General features: G+C 38.6%; 20 protein-coding genes. 11 read left to right on the forward strand and 9 right to left on the reverse strand.

Annotation, left to right across the window (positions count from 1 at the left end):
* Positions 1-6: 6 nt before the first annotated feature.
* Together ASG01_RS02435 and ASG01_RS02440 are read right to left on the reverse strand one after the other, a co-directional pair.
* Positions 7-471: a hypothetical protein gene (locus ASG01_RS02435; RefSeq protein WP_055859397.1), complete on the reverse strand. Its 465-nt coding sequence runs from the start codon at positions 469-471 to the stop codon at positions 7-9.
* Between the two features lie 36 nt (positions 472-507).
* Positions 508-1542, reverse strand: coding sequence for an acyl-CoA reductase (locus ASG01_RS02440; protein WP_055862077.1), 1035 nt, complete (start codon positions 1540-1542; stop codon positions 508-510).
* A gap of 59 nt (positions 1543-1601) precedes the next feature.
* Between ASG01_RS02440 and ASG01_RS02445 the strand changes: the two genes are divergently transcribed.
* From ASG01_RS02445 to ASG01_RS02475, 7 genes are all read left to right on the forward strand, one after another.
* Positions 1602-1952 (forward strand): 4Fe-4S dicluster domain-containing protein, encoded by a 351-nt coding sequence (locus tag ASG01_RS02445; protein WP_055859400.1) that lies wholly within the window; start codon positions 1602-1604, stop codon positions 1950-1952.
* A 108-nt stretch (positions 1953-2060) separates the two neighbouring features.
* Complete coding sequence (gene serC, locus ASG01_RS02450; RefSeq protein ID WP_055859403.1) at positions 2061-3125, forward strand: 3-phosphoserine/phosphohydroxythreonine transaminase; 1065 nt, start codon at positions 2061-2063, stop codon at positions 3123-3125.
* Between the two features lie 107 nt (positions 3126-3232).
* Complete coding sequence (locus ASG01_RS02455) at positions 3233-4192, forward strand: D-2-hydroxyacid dehydrogenase (protein ID WP_055859406.1); 960 nt, start codon at positions 3233-3235, stop codon at positions 4190-4192.
* Positions 4193-4199: 7 nt separating this feature from the next.
* Entirely contained in the window at positions 4200-5444 is a 1245-nt protein-coding gene (locus ASG01_RS02460) for a DUF1015 domain-containing protein (RefSeq protein ID WP_055859408.1), read from the forward strand.
* Between the two features lie 49 nt (positions 5445-5493).
* Entirely contained in the window at positions 5494-6894 is a 1401-nt protein-coding gene (locus ASG01_RS02465; RefSeq protein WP_055859411.1) for a M28 family peptidase, read from the forward strand.
* Between the two features lie 557 nt (positions 6895-7451).
* Entirely contained in the window at positions 7452-8195 is a 744-nt protein-coding gene (locus tag ASG01_RS02470) for a DUF6261 family protein (protein WP_055862080.1), read from the forward strand.
* Between the two features lie 157 nt (positions 8196-8352).
* On the forward strand, positions 8353-10143 hold the full coding sequence (locus ASG01_RS02475; protein WP_055859414.1) for an ABC transporter ATP-binding protein: 1791 nt from the start codon (positions 8353-8355) through the stop codon (positions 10141-10143).
* Positions 10144-10210: 67 nt separating this feature from the next.
* On the opposite strand, the gene ASG01_RS02480 is transcribed toward ASG01_RS02475, so the two are convergent.
* The 3 genes from ASG01_RS02480 to ASG01_RS02490 form a co-directional block, all read right to left on the reverse strand.
* A complete protein-coding gene (locus ASG01_RS02480) occupies positions 10211-11215 on the reverse strand; it encodes a peptidylprolyl isomerase (protein WP_117613405.1) in 1005 nt (334 codons plus the stop codon).
* Between the two features lie 79 nt (positions 11216-11294).
* Complete coding sequence (locus tag ASG01_RS02485) at positions 11295-11804, reverse strand: FKBP-type peptidyl-prolyl cis-trans isomerase (protein ID WP_055859420.1); 510 nt, start codon at positions 11802-11804, stop codon at positions 11295-11297.
* Between the two features lie 90 nt (positions 11805-11894).
* Positions 11895-12968 carry a branched-chain amino acid aminotransferase gene (locus tag ASG01_RS02490; protein ID WP_055859423.1) on the reverse strand — a complete coding sequence of 358 codons (1074 nt, stop codon included), beginning with the start codon at positions 12966-12968 and terminating at the stop codon, positions 11895-11897.
* Positions 12969-13052: 84 nt separating this feature from the next.
* On the opposite strand from ASG01_RS02490, the gene mnmD reads away from it, so the two are divergent.
* Both mnmD and ASG01_RS02500 read left to right on the forward strand, forming a co-directional pair.
* Positions 13053-13727 (forward strand): tRNA (5-methylaminomethyl-2-thiouridine)(34)-methyltransferase MnmD, encoded by a 675-nt coding sequence (gene mnmD, locus ASG01_RS02495; RefSeq protein ID WP_055862083.1) that lies wholly within the window; start codon positions 13053-13055, stop codon positions 13725-13727.
* A 9-nt stretch (positions 13728-13736) separates the two neighbouring features.
* Positions 13737-14153, forward strand: coding sequence for an NUDIX hydrolase (locus tag ASG01_RS02500; RefSeq protein ID WP_055859426.1), 417 nt, complete (start codon positions 13737-13739; stop codon positions 14151-14153).
* 22 nt (positions 14154-14175) lie between these two features.
* Here the strand turns inward: ASG01_RS02500 and ASG01_RS02505 are convergent, their stop codons facing one another.
* Positions 14176-14880: a DUF4294 domain-containing protein gene (locus tag ASG01_RS02505; protein WP_055859428.1), complete on the reverse strand. Its 705-nt coding sequence runs from the start codon at positions 14878-14880 to the stop codon at positions 14176-14178.
* A gap of 52 nt (positions 14881-14932) precedes the next feature.
* Between ASG01_RS02505 and ASG01_RS02510 the strand changes: the two genes are divergently transcribed.
* Positions 14933-16009 carry a M42 family metallopeptidase gene (locus ASG01_RS02510; protein ID WP_055859432.1) on the forward strand — a complete coding sequence of 359 codons (1077 nt, stop codon included), beginning with the start codon at positions 14933-14935 and terminating at the stop codon, positions 16007-16009.
* A gap of 331 nt (positions 16010-16340) precedes the next feature.
* The gene (gene rpe / locus ASG01_RS02520) at positions 16341-16991 is read left to right on the forward strand and encodes a ribulose-phosphate 3-epimerase (protein WP_055862086.1); all 651 of its coding nucleotides are present in this window, start codon (positions 16341-16343) and stop codon (positions 16989-16991) included.
* A gap of 159 nt (positions 16992-17150) precedes the next feature.
* Here the strand turns inward: rpe and ASG01_RS02525 are convergent, their stop codons facing one another.
* The 3 genes from ASG01_RS02525 to ASG01_RS02535 all read right to left on the reverse strand — a co-directional run bounded on the left by ASG01_RS02525 (position 17151) and on the right by ASG01_RS02535 (position 19867).
* Entirely contained in the window at positions 17151-17567 is a 417-nt protein-coding gene (locus ASG01_RS02525) for a nucleoside-diphosphate kinase (RefSeq protein ID WP_055859436.1), read from the reverse strand.
* A gap of 253 nt (positions 17568-17820) precedes the next feature.
* On the reverse strand, positions 17821-18747 hold the full coding sequence (gene rsgA / locus ASG01_RS02530) for a ribosome small subunit-dependent GTPase A (RefSeq protein ID WP_055859439.1): 927 nt from the start codon (positions 18745-18747) through the stop codon (positions 17821-17823).
* A gap of 40 nt (positions 18748-18787) precedes the next feature.
* Positions 18788-19867 (reverse strand): chorismate mutase, encoded by a 1080-nt coding sequence (locus ASG01_RS02535; protein ID WP_055859442.1) that lies wholly within the window; start codon positions 19865-19867, stop codon positions 18788-18790.
* Positions 19868-20276: the final 409 nt, after the last annotated feature.

Raw genomic sequence — 20276 nt, forward strand, 5'->3', positions numbered from 1 at the left:
AATTTTTTAAATTGAACTTTGTCTGTACGGTTTTATACCTAAAATTTTTCCGTCTTCTTCAAAAACTGCGGTGATGATTTCTTTAGGCTCTTTGGCTTTGTCATCACTATATTTATACTGAATCATTGGATAGTTTTTACCTCCGATTGTGGATTTGTAACCGGTTTTATAAATGGTTAGTTTTCGGCTCAGATTGATGTCTTTTGAAAGTTTAGTAAAAACTTGCTCGGTAACCATTTGCTTTGCCTTACTGCCTAACAAAGATTCCATTGAAGGTCGGTCAGAAATTTTTAATGCTTCGATGAATTTCTCAAAGTTTGGATTATATAATTTAATCTGCTCGGCACTTAGCTGAAGCTTTTCCTCGGTTGTCTTCTCTATTTTTTCCGATTTCTTTACAGAAGTCTTCTTCTTTTGAGCAAAAGAAAACTGTGTGAAAAGAATTAAAAACAATAAAATAATAGGTCTCATTTTGTGGATATTATAACGTAAATGTACTGAAAACTTCTATATGACTTCTAAAAATCTCATCGTATCAACATTATCTGCGTATGTGTCGAGCGACGGGTTTTGCGCACTTCCCAAAGGAATAGAATCTATTCCCAAATCTGGATTTGCCACCACACACTGAATGTCTTTTTCGTTTTCCTGCAAGAAAGATTTCACTTCGTCTAAAGAAGAATATCTGCTGAAATTAATAACCGAAAGCGGACTGAAAAGCTGTTGGTCTTCCTTCAGCATCACAAAATTATTGTCCCAAAATAGGTCTTGATTTAAAAGATAAACAGCACGGTTGTAATCGTAATTATTCGCGTATTTATGATGATTTACAATGTCCTGATATTTTGTAAAGCTTTCGAAAATTCTGACAAGATCCATATTTTCAGGAATAAAAAGTCGGGTAACGTTTCTACATCCCAAACCGAAATAAGTGAAAATATCGTCAGCTAAAAGTTCGAGATCTTCCTGTGTTTCGTTTCCGGATAAAACAGCTGCAGAAGTTCGGTTCTTGCGGATGATATGCAGATAATCTTTAAAATAAAATTCCAAGTAACGCGCGGTATTATTGCTTCCGGTCGCGATAACCGCATCAAAATTATCCAGTCTTTCGATAAATTCAAAAGGAATTTCTGCTTCAGATAATTTTCGCCATTTGTTTAAAAGAAAAGGAAGCATTAAGCGGTCTTTCGACGAAAGCTTGATCAACGGAATATGATTGCTTAAAATCACAGAAATCACATCATGCAAACCTACCAACGGAATATTCCCTGCGAGAATAAGTCCGACTTTTTTCTGAATTTTCGATGTGCGGTAATTTTTAAGCCAGTTATTAAGTTTTTCTTCTGTAAAAAGTTCTGCCCAGTTATGTAATGCTTTCCGCTGACTTTCCTGCGTAAACCACGGATTTTCAATTTCTGATTTTTTTAAAACTTCAACTAAATCGGCATCATCTTCGCTGTACGACTCCGAATCTTTTGCCAGAAAATTACGTAAAAATTCACCTACTTGTGTAAGTCCGAAAACTTGCTTTTCCATGCTCATAAGTACTGTTGAAATAAGATATATTTCGTATTTTTGTGCAAATTTAAACAAAATTAGCAATGGCTATTAAAATAACTGATGAGTGCATTAATTGTGGAGCCTGCGAGCCGGAATGTCCCAATAATGCGATCTATGAAGGCGCAGTAGACTGGAAAGCTTCTGAGGGAACTGAACTGAAAGGTATGGTAACGCTCAGTTCCGGGCTTACTGTAGATGCAGATTCGCCTCAGGAACCTGTGAATGATGATGTTTATTTCATTGTGACCGATAAATGTACCGAATGCAAAGGCTTTCACGAAGAACCACAGTGTGCTGCGGTTTGCCCTGTAGACTGCTGTATTCCTGATGAAGATCATGTGGAGTCTGAAGAGGCTCTTCTTGATAAAAAAGCTTTTCTGCATGGCGAATAAAAAATATTCCGTCTCAATTTTTTGAGGCGGATTTTTATTTTAACTGTAAATTATACACCAATTATTTATTTCTAAAACTATACAAATCAGCCTTATAAAAAATTTACTATGATCAAAAAACATAATTTCAGCGCTGGACCTTGCATTTTACCGAACGAAGTGTACGAAAAATCCGCGGCAGCAATATTGGATTTTAACGGCATCGGGCTTTCTCTTCTGGAGATTTCCCACCGAAGCAAAGATTTTGTTGCGGTAATGGATGAAGCGCGTGCAATCGTAAAAAGACTGATGAATCTTGGTGATGACTATGAAGTTCTGTACTTGGGCGGTGGCGCGAGTCTGCAGTTTGCAATGGTTCCGTATAATTTACTAAAAGTGAACGGAAAAGCAGCTTACACAGATACCGGTACATGGGCTGCTGGCGCTATAAAAGAAGCCAAAAAAGTTGGTAACGTAGATGTTGTCGGATCTTCAAAAGATAAAAATTACAGTTACATTCCGAAAGATTTTACGGTTGGATCTGAATATGATTATTTCCACTGCACATCAAACAATACGATTTTCGGAACGCAGATGAAAGAATTTCCTGAAGTGGATACTTTGATGGTTTGCGATATGAGTTCTGATATATTCTCACGTCAGCTTGATTTTTCTAAATTTGATCTGATATATGCTGGTGCACAGAAAAATATGGGACCTGCCGGAGTGACTCTGGTAGTGATTAAAAAAGAAATTCTAGGCAAAACAGGAAGAGAAAATATGTTCTCAATGCTCGATTATTCTCAGCATATCGAAAAAGAATCAATGTATAATACGCCTCCGGTTTTCCCGGTTTATGCAACACTTCTTACACTTCAGTATTTGGAAAAAAATGGCGGAATTGCCGCTGCGGAAGCAAGAAATATTGCTAAAGCAGAACTTCTTTATAATGAAATAGACCGCAATCCCAATTTTGACAGTTTCTGCGTGAAAGAAGACCGTTCGCTCATGAATGTTTCTTTTAAACTTAATGACGAAAGCAAAAAAGAAGAATTTGATGCAGCATGGAAAGCAGCCGGAATCAGCGGACTGAATGGTCACAGAAGTCTTGGCGGTTACCGCGCGAGTCTATACAACGCGATGCCGATAGAAAGCGTGCAGGTTTTGGTAGATGTGATGAAGTCGATAAATTAACATATATTAGAAGACTGAAAAAATTAAATCAAATTCATTACTTTTAAATTAAATATTCAGCCAACTGCCTGAAATTAGTGATGAAAGGATAATGTTTTAAATAAAATATGAAAGTTTTAGCAAACGACGGAATTTCCAAAGCTGGTGAAAATGTCCTCCGCGAGGCCGGAATCGAACTTCTGGAGCACAGAGTGGCGCAAGATCATTTGATTAATTTTATTAATGAAAATCAGGTTGATGTTTTGCTTGTACGCAGTGCCACTAAAGTGAGAGAGAATTTGATAGATGCCTGTCCAAGTCTCAAAATTATCGGCCGAGGCGGAATTGGGATGGATAATATCGATGTGGAATATGCTATTGATAAAGGTCTGTATGTGATAAATACGCCTTCAGCGTCATCAAAATCTGTTGCTGAACTGGTTTTCGCGCATTTTTTTGCATTAGCCAGATTTCTGCATGAATCCAACCGTCTGATGCCTCTGGAAGGTGATACGCATTTTGAAGCGATGAAAAAGTCGTTCAGCAAAGCATATGAACTTTCAGGTAAAACACTTGGTGTGATCGGTTTTGGCGGAATCGGAAAAGAAGTCGTGAAAATGGGAATTTCGCTTGGAATGAAAGTGAAAGTTTTCACCCGAAATATTAAAAAAGAAAAATTAAGCTTATCATTTTTTGACGGTCAGGAAGTTTTTTTTGAAATTACTTCGACTAACGATATGAAAGAATTTCTGAGAGACGTTGAATTTTTGAGTATTAATACGCCGAAGAGTGACGGTTATATCATCGATTCTCCACAGTTCAGGATGATGAAAGACGGTATCTTTATAGTAAACACGGCGCGTGGCGGTGTCATCAATGAAGTGACACTTTTAGATGAGATCGAAAACGGAAAAGTGGCTGGCGCGGCTCTTGATGTTTTTGAAAATGAGCCGAAACCCGAACTTACGCTTTTGATGAATCCGAATCTTTCATTAACGCCGCATTTGGGTGGAAATACCATCGACGCACAGGAAAAAATCGGAACGGAACTTGCCGAACAAATTATTGAGATTAAAAAGAAACTTTAAAGTATATATGCCAGTTTTTAAACCTTTTCGGGGAGTCAGACCTCATAAAGATCATGAATCTACCTTCCCCACTCATCCTTTAGAGAATTTTTCGCAGGCCGAAATCGCTGAAAGAGCGCAGGTCGAAAAAACCTATATCAACATGATTAAGCCTTACGTCGTAAGCAAATCTAAAGATGTAGACCGCAATCTGCGAAAAATACGATCAACTTTTGAGGAGCTGATGGATGAAAACACACTGGTGCAGGACAACTCGTCTTACTATCTTTACGAACAGTCTTACCCAAACAAACAGGTTTTCCGCGGTTTGCTTGGTCTGGCGAGTATTGAAGACTTTAAAAACGGCAAAATAAAAAGACACGAAAGTACAATCCCACAGAAAAAGGAAAAACTTGCACATTATTTAGATAAAGTTCATTTGCAGGCAGAACCGGTTTTGCTGACGTATCCCTCAAATTCTAAGGTAGAACTTCTGATGAATCATGAACAGAAGAACGTTCCGATTTTTAATCATGTAGACAGCAAGGGAATCAGACATAAGATCTGGCGTATTGATAACCGCTTAAAACTCCAGCAGTTTAAAGAAGTTATTGCGCAGATTGAATCCTTCTACATCGCCGACGGTCATCACAGAATCGGTTCTACAGCTTTGCACGCGCAGCGTCAGCAGGAAAAAAACAAAAAACATAACGGAACAGAAGCTTACAATTTTGTATACAGCTTTATTGTTTCCAATCAGTCAATAAAAATTCATGATTACAACCGTATTGTGAAAACGTTGAACGGATACTCTCCTTCTGATTTTCTGAAGGCTTTGGAGAAATATTTCCTCATTCACGAAAAGCACGAGACACCATATTTTCCGTCACAGAAATTTCATATTTCAATGTATATGGATGGTAAATTTTACTCGCTGCACGTGAAACACGATCTCCGTTCAAAAGAAATGTCGCTGGATAATCTTGATCACCATTTGCTTGATAAATATATTATTAAAGATATTCTGCAGATTGAAAACTCAGACAGCTCAGACCAGATCGATTATGTGAAAGGAACTTCTGACTTGAAAGGCATCAATGAAATTAAAGAAAAGATTGACGCTGGCGAAGGTGTGGTTGGTTTCGGGATTTATCCGGTGAGTTTTAATGACATGATTAAAATTTCAGATCTTAAACTAGGTATGCCGCCAAAGTGTACTTTTATTGAACCAAAACTGATCAGCGCTTTATTAATGTACGATATGAAGCAGTAATTGCGAGATTTTCTTTATTTTTATCGCTGATAAAGAAAGGTCTGCACCCATGAAAAAAGTCTTATGCATCATACTTCCACTCTTTATGAGTGGATTTTTGTTTTCTCAGAAAAAACTTCCGGCGAAAAAACCCCGCATAATTCCGAAATTCAATTATCACGAAGAATTCAAAAAAATATCAGACCAGATCATGATGTACGGGCTTGCCTATAATGATTTGGGTGAACTCACAAAAGGTATTGGGCCACGTTTCAGCGCAACGCCGGGATATGAAAAAGCAACTGTCTGGGCCGAACGAAAACTGAAAGAAGCCGGCGCTGAAAAAATCTGGACCCAAGATGTTCGTGTTCCGATATGGGTACGCGGTCGCGAAAGTCTGCAGATTAAAACTGCAAATGGCGACTGGAAATCTATAAAAATGCTGTCTTTTGGAAATTCTGAAGGCACAAAAGGCAAAGATCTTATCTGCGATATTCTGCTCGTAAACGATACCAAAGAACTGGTCAATCTCACTTCTGCGCAAACCAAAGACAAAATTATTTTTGTTAATTATCCGATCGATCAGAAAATCATCAATGCGACCGATTCTTATTTAATTGCTGCTAAATCTAAACTGCTTTCCGCTTCTGTAATTGGTGCAAAAGGAGCGCGAGGACTCATTATTCGCTCCATCACAACAGCTTTTGATGACACGCCACATGCGAAACAGATTTATTACGAACCGGAAGATAAAGTTAAAATACCTGCAGTTACGATCGGTGTAAAATCTGCCGACGAGCTTGAAAAACTTTTGAAAAATCAGACTGTAAAAGCAAAACTCAATATGTCTGCAGAGACACGGGGCGAAACTGTTAATCAAAATATTATCGCTGAAATTCCAGGAAAAAAAGACGGCAAAGTCATTGTGATAGGTGCTCAGCTGGATAGCTGGGATTTTGCAGAAGGCGCACACGATGATGGTTCTGGTGTCGTTCAGTGCATTGAAGTTTTGCGTACGATCAAAACATTAAACATTCAGAACAGTCACACGATTCGCGTGGTTTTATACGCGAACAGTGAAAATGGCGGCGGCGGTCGCGATACTTACGCAGCATATGTAAAAAAGAAAGATGAAAAGCACATCGCCGCAATCGGGTCGGATGCCGGAGGTTATTCTCCGCGTGGATTTTCTCTGGATATGTCGCCACAGCGCCGGCGCCTGATCTTTCCGTGGAAGGAATATTTTCTACCGTACGGCGTCTACGATTTTGATCAGACTGATGCGATTCAGGATATTGCACCGCTTAAAAAGCTTGATATTCCGCTGATCGAGCTGGTTGTCGATCCGCAGCGTTATTTTGATTATCATCATTCGGTGGAAGATACTTATGATAAAGTGAACCGCCGCGAACTCCTTCTGGGTGCGGCCGTACTGACGCAGATGGTTTTTATGATCGATCAGGCGTGGTAATTTAACAAGATTAAATACAGATTAAAAAAATAACAGCGACTCACAAAGTCGCTTTTCCATTATAATTTTATATAATCTTCTACGGAAGAATCTTCTGCAGCTCGCTTTTAGACTTGTTTCTGCGAACTCAATCTTCCATTTCGTTTTATTTCGACGCTGCAGTGACTATAAATAATGTGTTGTCTGACCGTTTCTTATTTCCCAACAGAATTATATATTCGAAATCATCGAAATATCACCGTTATAATAAATTCAATTGAAAAATTTATTAATTTTAATACCATAATATATAGCGCATCACAGATTATACGCAACATTTGTTCTCCACTCAACAGGTTGAAGGCAATGAATCATGACACTGATGTAAAACGGTAAAATTTTAAGCTAATGTAACGCTACATTGGTACCAACCGAAACAGGTTTGCCTTAGTATACCGGTTAATCAGCCTCAAGCTGAACCAGTTTGGATGTGTGAATCGGTTAAAAACAAAAATTTAATACAAATGCGGAAGAATGCAGACCGGAAAACACAGAAAAAAACTTTAAAACATATTAGTATGAAAGCAAAAATTTCCCCGCTCAACCTTCACAAAGTTCACAACTCAGAATTTGGACAGCTCATCGTGCGGTTCTTCGAAGATTTTGAGAATTCTGCACTTTCCGCGTCTACCGATCCTGATTTTAAAAAGCTTTATGACGTACTTCAAGATCAGCTTCCGATATATAATTCGTCGCTCGATCAGGTGCGCGCAAGCGAAGAATCTCAACAGATTGAAGCGCTCGACCAAATACGCGATGCCGATCTGCAGGCTTTGCGCGATGCTTTAAAACCGTACCGGAATGCCAAAACCGCCGCCGAAACAAATGCCTATAATGTTCTCAATCTGCTGATGGCGGAATATAAAGATGCCGATGAAGAGTCTTATGAAAGCCAGACCAATTCTGTGAACCAGCTTGTGGAGCGTCTGCTTTCGGCAGATTATTCGGCGCATGTAGCGACGCTGGGCATAGTGAAATTTGTAAATCATGTGTCAGATTCCAACACGGCTTTCAACGATCTTTTTGCACAGCGGTCGTACAATACCTCGCAAAAGGTAGTATATGATGTTAAACAGCTCCGCAAAAAACTAACGTCTGATTACCGAAATATGTACGAATATATTAGCGTGATGGCGAATGTGAAAGCGTTGCCTTTTTATCAGGAAGTTCTCGCGGTGATTAATAACGGCAGAAATTATTTTGCCAACACCGTGCTTTCGAGAAGAAAAAAAGATTCGGATGATGAAAAACCGCAGGAATAAGATACAGTTTTAAAATTGACGTTAAAATTCAGCAGAACCGGCTTCAGCAGCCGGTTTTTCTATGTTCAAAACTTTCATATCATCATCGACAAATCATATCCGAGATCAATGCGGCTCAATTTTTATAAGCGTACTTTTGTCCTTTCTAAATTTACGCATGAAAACACTTTACAGATATCTAAAACCTCACAAATGGCTTCTCATTTTATCGCTGGCCCTGGCGACGATCAATCAGGTTTTCTCATTATTCGGTCCGGCGATTACCGGAAATATTCTTGACAGATTGGTAACGCACCCCAATTTTTTCGACAAAGAAAAAACAATGCCCCGAAATCTTGATCAGTATCTCTACGGCACCGATCTTTACCACGGTGTTTTCTATTTTCTCGGTCTTCTCATCGGTACGGCAATGGTAAGCAGAATCGCAAAAGCCTTTCAGGATTATACCGTAAGTGTGATTACGCAGAAATTCGGAGCCAATATTTTCACCGACGGGCTGCAGCATTCTATGGCACTTCCCTATCAGGAATTTGAGGATCAGCGTAGCGGAGAAACGCTTTCAGTGCTTACGAAAGTACGCGAAGATTCGGTGAAGTTTATTACCAATTTCATTAATATTTTCTTCGGAATTCTCGTGAGTATCATCTTCGTTTCGGTATACGCGATTCGCCTACACTGGTCGATTATGCCGGTTTATGTAGTCGGGATTTTCCTGATTGCTTTTATCACCAATTTTCTGAGCAAGAGAATTAAAAACATTCAGAAAACGATTGTAAAAGAAACCACTGGTTTGGCCGGAAGCACCACTGAAAGTCTCCGAAACATTGAGATTGTAAAAAGTCTCGGTTTAACCACACAGGAAGTAAAACGGCTGAATAATAACACGTACAAAATTCTTGGTCTTGAACTTAAAAAGGTGAAAAGCATCCGCTCGCTTAGTTTTATTCAGGGAACTATGGTGAATTTTCTGCAGCAGATGATTACGCTGACTTTGCTGTATCTGATTTTCAGGAATATCGTGACGCCCGGTCAGTACCTTTCGCTGATGTTCTACGGATTTTTCATCTTCGGGCCGATGCAGGAAATTGGAAACATCATCATCTCTTACCGGGAAGCTGAGGCATCTCTCAACAATTTTGATAAAGTAATGGAAAAACCAGTCGAGCAGAAACCTTCTATGCCGAAACAGATTGGCGCGATTGAGAAACTGGCTTTCGAGAAAGTGTCGTTTCAGCATCAGACTGCAACGTACAAAGCGCTGAATGATATTTCTTTTGAGGTAAAAAATGGCGAGACTATAGCATTTGTCGGGCCGAGTGGCTCGGGAAAAAGTACTTTGGTCAAACTTCTGGTTGGACTGTACTGCCCGAAAGAAGGTGCAATTTATTATAATAATACCGACGGCAGCGAGTTTGATTTTGACGAACTGAGGAACCAGATCGGTTTTGTAACACAAGATACACAGCTTTTTGCAGGAACCATTAAAGAAAATCTACTTTTCGTTAATCCCAATGCTACAGAATATGATCTGAATATCGCTTTAAAAAAATCTAGCAGTACCGGATTAATTGAACGCGCTGAAAATGGGATTAATACCGTAATCGGAGAAGGCGGACTGAAACTAAGTGGCGGCGAAAAGCAGCGTATTGCCATCGCCAGAGCATTGCTGAGAAAACCAAACCTGTTAATTTTCGATGAAGCCACTTCTGCGCTCGACAGCATTACGGAAGAAGAAATCACATCGACAATACGTGAAATTTCTCTGAATAAAGAACAGATTACCGTTTTGATAGCACACAGATTAAGCACCATTATGCACGCCGACCGCATCTACGTTCTTGAGCGCGGAAAAGTAATAGAGACCGGTTCACACAACTATCTTTTGGAGTTGAAAGGTTTGTACTACGCGATGTGGAGACAGCAGATTGGCGAAAGAAAAACCGTTTAATAATTTTATTTAAACATAAAAAAAGCCGTCTCAAAGGAGACGGCTTTTTATTTTATTTAGTTTTGAGTTAATTTACTTTAACCAACTCAACATCAAAAATCAACCACGCGTTTGGTGGAATTACGCCGCCAGCGCCATTTGCACCATAACCCAATGAAGACGGAATAAGGAAAGTAGCCGTTTCACCTTCTTTCAAAAGCAAAATACCTTCGTCCCAACCTTTGATTACTCTGCCCATCCCGATAGGAATTTCGATCGGCTCATTTCTCTTGAAAGAAGAATCGAATTCTGTTCCGTTGGTTAATTTACCTGCATAATGAACTGAAACGTTATCACCCACTTTTGGAGCTTTTCCATCAGTTGTTTTAGTGATTTTATAATACAGACCGCTGTCGGTTTTAGTCATACCTGCTTTTAATCCATCCAAAGCTTTTGCAGCTTCTGCTTCTGCTTTTTCAGCCATTGCTTTGTTGTTGGCAGCGATTTTTGTTTTTCCTTCGTTAAAAGTTTTTGCAGCATCGTAGTTTTTGTACTCATCACCTTTAGAGAAAACAGAAACTTTCTGAAGAACGATATCTGTTTTAGGTTTATCCTGAGCACCTTTTTCGGTGTTTGCAATCGCATCAATCACATCATCACCTTTCACTACCTTCCCGAAAATCGTATGCTTGCCGTCTAACCAAGGTGTTGCCACTTCAGTGATAAAAAACTGAGAACCGTTTGTATTCGGACCCGAGTTTGCCATAGAAAGAATGCCTTTTCCGGTATGTTTAAGATCATTTTTTTCGTCTTCAAACTTATAACCGGGATCTCCCATACCCGTTCCCTGAGGATCTCCACCCTGAATCATAAAATCTTTTATCACACGGTGAAAAATAGTGCCGTCGTAGAAAGGAACTCCTTTCACCTTAGCTTTATTATCAATTTTACCCTCAGCAAGACCGACAAAATTAGCTACCGTTACCGGAGATTTTTTGTCTTCAAGCTTTACAATCAGGTTACCTTTTGTGGTCTGCATATTGGCATAAATACCGTCTTGCAGTCCTTCGTACGTTTCTTTGTCTACGTTCATCTTTTTATAAATTGGTGTACAGCTGAGGAGCGAGACGCTGGCCGCAGCAAGGATTATATTTCTTTTTAACAGTTTCATTTTATAAAACTTTTACTTTTATAATTAAGGGAATATCGTTGTCAATTTTCTTTTCGTCACCGAATGTGCCGTAGGCAAGCGAGGAAGGAACCAAAAGTGTTGCCTCTTCACCCGATTTTAAATAATGAAGCGCATCTTCTACAGATTTCAGTTCATCAAAATGACCGAGGCTCACATTCATTTTGCCCTGTGGTTGGTCGTAAATTTTAGTCTGATCAAAGTCGTAAAGCTCGTATTCATAAGAAACAGGCGTATCATTTTGCATTCTGCTTCGCTGCTGCATTTCCTTATTATCCGTCCAGTAATTCAGCGGCATCGCATAAAAAGGTGTTTTCTGATGATTAATCCAATCCTGAATCTGTTCTCTTTCTAATGTATTTAAACCTTTTGATCTCTGTTTAGAAACTTCCAGATCATTTTTACTCAGTACACCACCAACAGGCGGATGCACCGTAGAATTTCGGTTACAGGCCAGGAGAGAAAAAGCGGATAAAAGGACTATTTTTTTCATAACGACTTTGCGAAAATAAGCATTTATAAGGATATTTTAAAATAAAAAAAGCCGGGAAAAATCCCGACTTCTATATTTAATGAAGCTGTATTATGCTTTTTCAAAAACTTCTTTTTCCACCAAAACTCTCCATCCGAAAGGATCTTCAGAAATATTGGTTTGCAGATCTACCAGATCTTTCTTAAGCTGTGCTGCAAAACTTTCGTTATCCGGCAATAATGGCAATTCGAGTTTTTCACCATTGTATCCTAATGCTTTAAAAACGGTTGTCACAACCGCAGTTCCCACGCCCCAGACTTCTTTTAAGGTTCCGTTTTTATGCGCTTCGATTACCTTTTTTACAGGAACAGGTTCTACTTTTGCTGTGATGCCTTTTCTCGCAGCAAGGTTCAGGAAGCTGTCTCTCGTTACACCATCAAGAATTTTTTCTGAAGTTGGTGGTGTATAAATCGTATCGTCAATTCTTACGAAAACGTTCATTGTTCCACTTTCTTCGAAATATTCGTGTGTCGCGTCATCAGTCCAGATAATCTGATCATAACCTTCTTCCATCGCCAATTGCGTCGGATAGAAAGACGCTGCATAGTTACCGGCCGCTTTCGCGGAACCAACTCCACCACTCGCCGCTCTGGAATAATGATCAGAAATTTTCACGGCAACAGGCTCTGCATAATAGCTTTTTGCAGGTGTCGCAACGATCGCAAACATATATTTATTGGCTACTCTGGCTTTCAAAGCTTCTTCGGTAGCAAAAATCAAAGGTCTGATATATAAAGAATTCCCTTCACCCTGAGGAACCCAATCACGGTCGATGTTTACCAAAGCTTTTAAACCTTCCATAAACATTTCTTCGGTCACTTCCGGCATCGCAAGACGCTTCGCCGATTTATTGATACGTTCAAAATTCTTTTCAGGCCTGAAAAGGAAAACTTTACCGTCTTTATCCTTATACGCTTTCATCCCTTCAAAGCAAGCCTGACCGTAGTTAACGCCCATCATTGCAGGAGTAAAAGGTAGCGGACCGTAAGGAAGCAATCTTACATCACCCCATTTTCCGTTTTCATACTCGCAAATGATCATGTGATCGATGAAGGTATTCCCAAAAGAAAAATTCTGAGGATCAAATGATGCAAGTCTGGAGTTTTCTGTCTTTTGAATTATCATTTTTAAAAATTTTTATGATGTTCTACAAATTTAACATAATTTTCCAAATATAAAAGTTTTACATTAAATTTGAAAAAAATTACTTTGGAAAGAGAGATCAGAATAACCAACGACGGCAGTAAGACACTGTATATAAAGGATTTAAATGAAAACTATCATTCGCATCACGGCGCACTGCAGGAAGCTGAACATGTGTTTATCAAAAATGGACTAAATCTTATATATGATTCCGAAATCAACATTTTAGAACTCGGTTTTGGTACAGGTTTAAATGTTTTGGTAAGTATTAATGAATATTTAAAAACTGATAAAAATCATACGGTTAATTATTTTACCCTGGAAAAATATCCGGTTTCTGCCGATGAGATTTCACAATTGGCTTACGACACTCTTTTTATTAATGATAACGTTGCAGAAATGTATCAGAAAATTCACGCAGCAGAATGGGAAAAACCGACAGAAATTATTAAGGGTTTTACGCTTACAAAATTTCAGTGCGACTTTTTTGATCTTGAAAGCATAAAATTACCTCAGATAAATTTGGTATATTTCGACTGCTTTGGCGCCCGCGTGCAGCCGGATCTCTGGGAAAAACCTCTTTTTGAATTGGTCTCAGATAAGATGAGTACCGGTGGATTGTTAACAACCTATTCGTCCAAAGGCAGCGTGAGAAGGATTTTAGAGGAACTCAATTTCCGGGTAGAGAAAAAACAGGGACCACCGGGAAAACGTGAAATGATTAATGCCGTGAAATTTTAAATTTAAAAAATGATTGATAAAATAAATGTGCGTGTCTACGCCTGTGCCATAAAAGACAAAAAAGTTCTGGCTTTATATGAGGAGTACGCTGGTGAGCAGTTGTTAAAATTTCCCGGTGGCGGATTGGAATTTGGCGAAAGTTTGACGGAGTGTCTTCACAGAGAATTTAATGAAGAGCTCAATGTTTCCATTGAAATTGTAGACCATTTATATACGCAGGATAATTTTATTGTTTCGCGCTTTCGTGAAAACGAGCAGCTTTTAACAATATATTACCTGGTAAAAATCATCAACGAAGAAGATTTTATTATTCTTGATCCTTGTATTGAAAAAACTGAGTGGATTGATATTGATTCTCCATACAATCCGTTTAAACTTCCTGTAGACCGCGTGGTTTTTAAAAAGTTGAAGGAAAAATTCCTTTAAGCAAAACTTAAAGGAATTTTTTTTATTTATAAACTTTAAAATCATTTGCTCCAGGATAAGGCTGTAAATAACCGAGATTCCAGTTGGACTGCAAAAGTGATTCAAGAAACTCGTCGGTGCGGTTTCCTGCCGGATTGTAGCGGTCTTTCAGATCGATGCTTGCGACTTTTCCTTTTACATTCCACCAAAAAGCGCTCCAGCCGCCACGAAGTTCTTTGATAATTTCGTAAACATTTTTTCCTGTTGCCCGGTTCATCAATTTGGCGAAAACCTGACCTTCCGTCGTCGTTAAATCTTTCAACTGCTTTTCGTACTGATCGGCCAACATATTCTGACGGTCTTTCATATATTTTCTTTTCGCGCCGCCTTCCATTTTATTCATTTCTTTCTGAATATCGCGGTACTGCTGAAGCGCAGTCAGAAACAAAGGATATACACGGTACAGTTTTTTATTAAGGAAAAAATAAAATTTCTGATCAAGTTGATTGTTGAATCTCGGTTTGTTTTTCAGAACCAATTCATCCATCACCACCACGGTTTCACCGTTGATATCGTATATTTTGGCTTTCTGAGCCTGATCGTAAAAGTATTTGTTGCCGTATTCGTCAATCTGCAGAGATTCTTCAGGATATTGGCTGAGCGGTTTTACGCTTAAAGTTTCGTTTTGGGAAAAAACCAAAGTCCCGAAAAAGAGCAGCGAAATCACGATCAATTTATGAAATTTCATTATTTTTACGGTTTTTATAACTGAATCAAATTACAAAAATCATTCCTTTAAAATGAATTTCCAAGATAAATCAATAAAATTTTTAGAAGAATATCTTAACACTTCTTCACCGACCGGTTATGAGCATAACGGCCAGAAAGTATGGATGAATTACATCAAACCTTACGTCGACAAAATTGAAGTGGATCACTACGGAACCTGCTACGGAATCATCAATCCTGAAGCCGAATTCAAAGTGGTAATTGAGGCTCATGCCGATGAAATTTCCTGGTACGTAAATTATATTACAGATGACGGTTTGATTTATGTTATCCGAAATGGCGGTTCAGACCAAACTATTGCACCGTCGAAAGTGGTACACATTCATGGGGAAAAAGGTATTGTGAAGGGCGTTTTTGGCTGGCCGGCAATTCATACAAGAAGCGCCAATCAAAACGAGCCGACACCAAAACTTGAAAATATTTTTATTGACTGTGGCGCAACAACGAAAGAAGAAGTTGAAGAACTTGGCATTTTCGTCGGTTGTATGATTACCTATCCCGATGAATTTTTTGAAATGAATAACCGCTATTTTGTCTGCCGCGCGCTCGACAACAGAATAGGCGGATTTATGATTGCTGAAGTTGCACGTCTTTTAAAGGAAAATAAAAACAAACTGCCTTTCGGTCTTTACATTACGAATTCTGTGCAGGAAGAAGTCGGTTTATATGGCGCCGATATGATTGCCGATACGATCAAACCAAACATTGCCATCGTAACCGACGTCACACATGATACCACGACGCCGATGATCGAAAAGAAAAAAGAAGGCGACCAAAAATGTGGTGACGGACCGGTTGTATTTTTTGCGCCAAGCGTGCATCATACCATCCGACAGTTGATTATTGACACCGCAAAAAAGAAAGAAATTCCTTTTCAGAGAGCGGCGGCGAGCCGCGCGACCGGAACCGATACGGATGCTTTTGCGCACAGCAACGGCGGCGTGCCGAGTGCTTTGATCTCGCTTCCGCTCCGTTACATGCATACGACGGTGGAAATGGTTGCGAAAGAAGATGTGGCAAATGTCATTCAGCTCATTTATGAAACTTTACTGGAAATAAAACCGGATATGAAGCTGAAGTATCATTAAGATGAAAATTGTAGATGATTTACTCAAGCGGCCGACATTTGCGTCGGTATTTAGTACGGCTTGTATTCTACTTTTAATACTTCTAGTAATTTATCAAACTCTTTTTGTTGATCTTGGAGGAGGAGCAAGTTTTGGAATAGCTTTAGAAATTATTGGAATATTTATATTGGGTTTTATAATCGGCGTTGACAGAATATTGTTAACGGTGATAACAAATCGAATATGGCTATCTATAATTGAAGCAGTATTAATAATTGGATATCTAACAAATTATTATATAACACACAACAACAGTTTTTCAATTGGCTGATTGAAAAAAAGAAAAATTTACATGAAAACAAAACTCATCGCACCTTCTCTGCTTGCAGCAGATTTTGGTAACCTGCAGAGAGACATCGAGATGATCAATCATTCTCAGGCCGACTGGCTGCATATCGATATTATGGACGGCCGGTTTGTGCCAAATATTTCTTACGGATTTCCTGTGATGAAAACCGTACAGCAACATTCGAAAAAGTTTATTGATGTTCACTTGATGATCGTGGAACCCGATAAATATGTTGAAGAATTCATAGAGCATGGTGCCGATCTCATTTCAGTGCATTATGAAGCATGCATACATCTTCACCGCACCATTGATTTCATTCAGAGTAAAGGCGCGAAAGCAGGTGTGGTTCTCAATCCTTCGACGCCGGTTTTGATGCTTGAAGATATTATCGCAGACGTCGATCTTGTCTTGCTGATGAGTGTAAATCCTGGTTTTGGAGGTCAAAAATTCATTGAAAACACTTACAAAAAAATCGCCGAGACAAAAGATTTAATTCTAAATAACAATTCAACCGCGCTTATAGAAATTGACGGCGGCGTGAATCTCGACAATGCTGCAAAACTTTTTGACGCCGGAGCCGATGTTCTGGTTGCAGGAAATGCTGTTTTCTCAGCACAGGATCCTCAAAAGACTATCGAATTGATGAAGATTTAGAAGCTGATTCCTGCTATCCGCTATATCTTTTTTACCGCGGCTCCGCTTCGCTCCGCCGCCGAAAAAAAGGATGCCGCTCCTATCAGGGCTATTCATTCAACACAATAAAAAAAGCTGACAGTAATACCGACAGCTTTTTTTAATATATTTTGAAAGAGACTAGAAAATCTCTCTTCCTGCAAAATGGAAGTCAGCCTCGATCTGAGCATTTTCGTCAGAATCAGATCCGTGTACTGCATTTTCTCCGATGCTTCTGGCAAACATTTTTCTGATCGTTCCTTCTGCCGCTTCAGCAGGATTTGTTGCGCCAATTAGTTTTCTGAAATCTTCTACAGCATTGTCTTTTTGCAAAACCGCAGCTACGATTGGTCCAGAACTCATAAAATCTACCAATTCTCCGTAGAAAGGTCTTTCTGAATGAACTTCGTAGAATTTTTTAGCATCAGCAACGGTAAGCTGAGTCAGTTTCAAAGCTTTGATTTTAAAACCGCCTTCAGCAATTTTACCTAAAATAGCACCAATGTGTCCGTCTGCAACTGCATCAGGTTTGATCATGGTAAACGTAATATTCGACATTTTTATATAATATTTTAATGGCGCAAAACTACAAAAAAATTAAGATACCGCCGATGAATTTATTTTAACATAAAAAAAGAATAAAATATTTTAAATTTAAAATTTCATGGCACACTAATTGTTTATTAGATTGTGATTCTCATGTTTAATTTGAGTTTTCATGGTTATTAGTTTTTACCCAGCTTCGGCTGGGTTTTTTGTTTTTAAACCAAAAAAAATGGAACCTAAAATTTAAGTTTCAATTAATTTATTTTTACATCTTCATATCTTCTTCTGCTTCTTCCATAAGCTTCAGATAGTTTGCATACCGAGAATACTGTATTTCGCCATTTTCCACAGCTTCCAAAACCGCGCATTTAGGTTCATTAATATGCATACAGTTATGGAATTTGCAGTCTTTCCTTTTCCTGAAAATCTCGGGGAAATAATGCTGTACCTCTTCTTTCTCCACATCGATCATGGCAAACTCGCGTACGCCAGGTGTATCAATGACATTTCCTCCAAAATCCCAGAAGTGCATCTGCGCAAAAGTTGTCGTATGTTTTCCTTTTAGATGTGTATCACTGATTTCAGAAGTTTTCAAATTTAAGCCAGGCTGAAGCGCATTTACCAACGTAGATTTCCCACAACCTGAATGCCCAAAAAATACTGAAGTTTTATCATGAAGAAGCGTTCGCAATTCTTCAAAGTTCATTTGATTGTAAGAAGAAATTTCAAGACTTTCGTAGCCGATTTGCTCGTAGAGAAACTCAATATCTTTCACCATTTCAATTTCATCTTCATTCAAAACATCCATTTTATTAAACAGAATCAATGTTTTAATATTATAAGCTTCACAGCAAGCGAGAAAACGGTCTAGAAATCCAAGCGAAGTTTCAGGATGTTTTAAAGTAAAAATAAAACACGCCAAATCAATATTTGAAGCAATGATATGTGCTTCCTTCGAAAGATTCACAGACTTCCTGATCAGATAATTTTCGCGAGGTTCAATCTTGGTAATCCATGCAATATCATCCTGTTCCAGCTGAAATTCCACAAAGTCGCCAACAGCCAAAGGATTTGTAAGCCGCGTTTTTATCAGTTTAAATTTTCCGCGAATACGCGCCTCGAATATTCTTTTCGTTTCAGTTTCTAAAACCTGATACCAGCTTCCGGTAGATTTGATTATTTTACCTTTCATTGTCTGCAAAAATACAGTATTCGTTTTCGAATTGATTAAATTAAATCCGAATCATTATTTTATTCTGCACCTCAATAGATTCTTCATGAATACTTTTAAAAATTTTCTCAATAAACTCCTGCGACATCCCAATTTCTGATGCTTTTGTGGTCGTATATTCTTTTATTTCCTTCCAGCGTTCAGGTTGAAAAACTGAGACATCGTTTTCTTTCTTCAGAACTCCGATCTTCTCAGAAATTTTCATTCTCTGACTCAAAAGATCAATGATCTGAAAATCAAGGTCAGAAATCAACGTTCGATGACGGCTTACAACTTCATCAAAACCTTCAAAAACATTATTTCTGATCTTTAAATCACTGATCAATTCTGCCAGAACTTCCGGCGTAATCTGCTGCGCGGCATCACTCCAAGCGACATCAGGATTTTCATGAGATTCTATAATCGCACCTTCATATCCTAAATTTAGCGCTTCCTGTGTAATAGATGCCAAACCATACCGGTTTCCGCATATGTGTGAAGGATCAATTAGAAGTGGAATATTTGGAAACTGACTTTTAAAATCAAGCGCAATCTGCCAGTTTGGATTATTCCGGTATTTTGTTTTTTGATACGTAGAAAAACCTCTGTGAATCGCACCAAGATTTTGAATATTCTGTCCTAAAAGTCTTTCCAAAGCACCGATCCAAAGTGCCAAATCAGGATTGACAGGATTTTTTACAAGAACTATTTTTTCTGTGCCCTGAAGTGCATTGGCGATTTCCTGAACGGTGAAAGGATTTACCGTAGAACGGGCACCTATCCATAAAATATCAACGTCGGTATTCAGCGCAGCTTCTACGTGATGCGCATTCGCAACTTCAGTAGCAGTTTTAAAACCATATTCATCTTTCACTTTTTTCAGCCAGTTGAGGCCGATTTCACCTACACCTTCAAAACCATTTGGCTTGGTTCGCGGCTTCCAGATTCCTGCACGGAAAATTGGTATTTCTGCACCAGATTCTTTGATTCTTTTTGCAGTCTGCAACATTTGAGATTCACTTTCTGCACTGCATGGGCCAGCGATAATCATTGGTGCAGAAAAATCTTTTATCCACTTGTTTTCTAAATTTTCTAAATTCATCCTTATATTGATTGCGCCAAAATCCTTCACATTTGACCCTGTTATATTTTGCTTAATTTTATAATTTATTTTACGAAAGATCAAACTTCATTAAATCATCAAGATCTTTCAGTAAAGGATTTTTCTCCGCCAGTTTTTCAAACATTTTCTTTTTTGTCATCACCTCGATCTTCAGGTTTTCATGATCTTTCCTGTAAATAAATTTTAAAACCTGATTGCTGACTTTATGTTTGAAATGATTAAAAAATTCCGGACTTAGCTTATCAAATTCACTCTTTGCAGAGTCTGAGGGATAAGCAATTTCTACTGTTTTCTCGTCAAGTTTTTTTAAAGTAAAAGTTTTAATGGCATTAAAAACGAAAATATCTTTCTGCTTCAGCTGTTTCAGAAAAATAACCCATTCTGTATG

Source organism: Chryseobacterium sp. Leaf180 (assembly GCF_001424585.1).
Classification (GTDB): domain Bacteria; phylum Bacteroidota; class Bacteroidia; order Flavobacteriales; family Weeksellaceae; genus Chryseobacterium.

Bases quoted from the DNA above. Each gene is read 5' to 3' on its own strand.
- ASG01_RS02435 (WP_055859397.1), bottom strand. From the start codon at position 471: ATGAGACCTATTATTTTATTGTTTTTAATTCTTTTCACACAGTTTTCT.
- ASG01_RS02440 (WP_055862077.1), bottom strand. From the start codon at position 1,542: ATGAGCATGGAAAAGCAAGTTTTCGGACTTACACAAGTAGGTGAATTT.
- ASG01_RS02445 (WP_055859400.1), top strand. From the start codon at position 1,602: ATGGCTATTAAAATAACTGATGAGTGCATTAATTGTGGAGCCTGCGAG.
- serC (WP_055859403.1), top strand. From the start codon at position 2,061: ATGATCAAAAAACATAATTTCAGCGCTGGACCTTGCATTTTACCGAAC.
- ASG01_RS02455 (WP_055859406.1), top strand. From the start codon at position 3,233: ATGAAAGTTTTAGCAAACGACGGAATTTCCAAAGCTGGTGAAAATGTC.
- ASG01_RS02460 (WP_055859408.1), top strand. From the start codon at position 4,200: ATGCCAGTTTTTAAACCTTTTCGGGGAGTCAGACCTCATAAAGATCAT.
- ASG01_RS02465 (WP_055859411.1), top strand. From the start codon at position 5,494: ATGAAAAAAGTCTTATGCATCATACTTCCACTCTTTATGAGTGGATTT.
- ASG01_RS02470 (WP_055862080.1), top strand. From the start codon at position 7,452: ATGAAAGCAAAAATTTCCCCGCTCAACCTTCACAAAGTTCACAACTCA.
- ASG01_RS02475 (WP_055859414.1), top strand. From the start codon at position 8,353: ATGAAAACACTTTACAGATATCTAAAACCTCACAAATGGCTTCTCATT.
- ASG01_RS02480 (WP_117613405.1), bottom strand. From the start codon at position 11,215: ATGAACGTAGACAAAGAAACGTACGAAGGACTGCAAGACGGTATTTAT.
- ASG01_RS02485 (WP_055859420.1), bottom strand. From the start codon at position 11,804: ATGAAAAAAATAGTCCTTTTATCCGCTTTTTCTCTCCTGGCCTGTAAC.
- ASG01_RS02490 (WP_055859423.1), bottom strand. From the start codon at position 12,968: ATGATAATTCAAAAGACAGAAAACTCCAGACTTGCATCATTTGATCCT.
- ASG01_RS02500 (WP_055859426.1), top strand. From the start codon at position 13,737: ATGATTGATAAAATAAATGTGCGTGTCTACGCCTGTGCCATAAAAGAC.
- ASG01_RS02505 (WP_055859428.1), bottom strand. From the start codon at position 14,880: ATGAAATTTCATAAATTGATCGTGATTTCGCTGCTCTTTTTCGGGACT.
- ASG01_RS02510 (WP_055859432.1), top strand. From the start codon at position 14,933: ATGAATTTCCAAGATAAATCAATAAAATTTTTAGAAGAATATCTTAAC.
- rpe (WP_055862086.1), top strand. From the start codon at position 16,341: ATGAAAACAAAACTCATCGCACCTTCTCTGCTTGCAGCAGATTTTGGT.
- ASG01_RS02525 (WP_055859436.1), bottom strand. From the start codon at position 17,567: ATGTCGAATATTACGTTTACCATGATCAAACCTGATGCAGTTGCAGAC.
- rsgA (WP_055859439.1), bottom strand. From the start codon at position 18,747: ATGAAAGGTAAAATAATCAAATCTACCGGAAGCTGGTATCAGGTTTTA.
- ASG01_RS02535 (WP_055859442.1), bottom strand. From the start codon at position 19,867: ATGAATTTAGAAAATTTAGAAAACAAGTGGATAAAAGATTTTTCTGCA.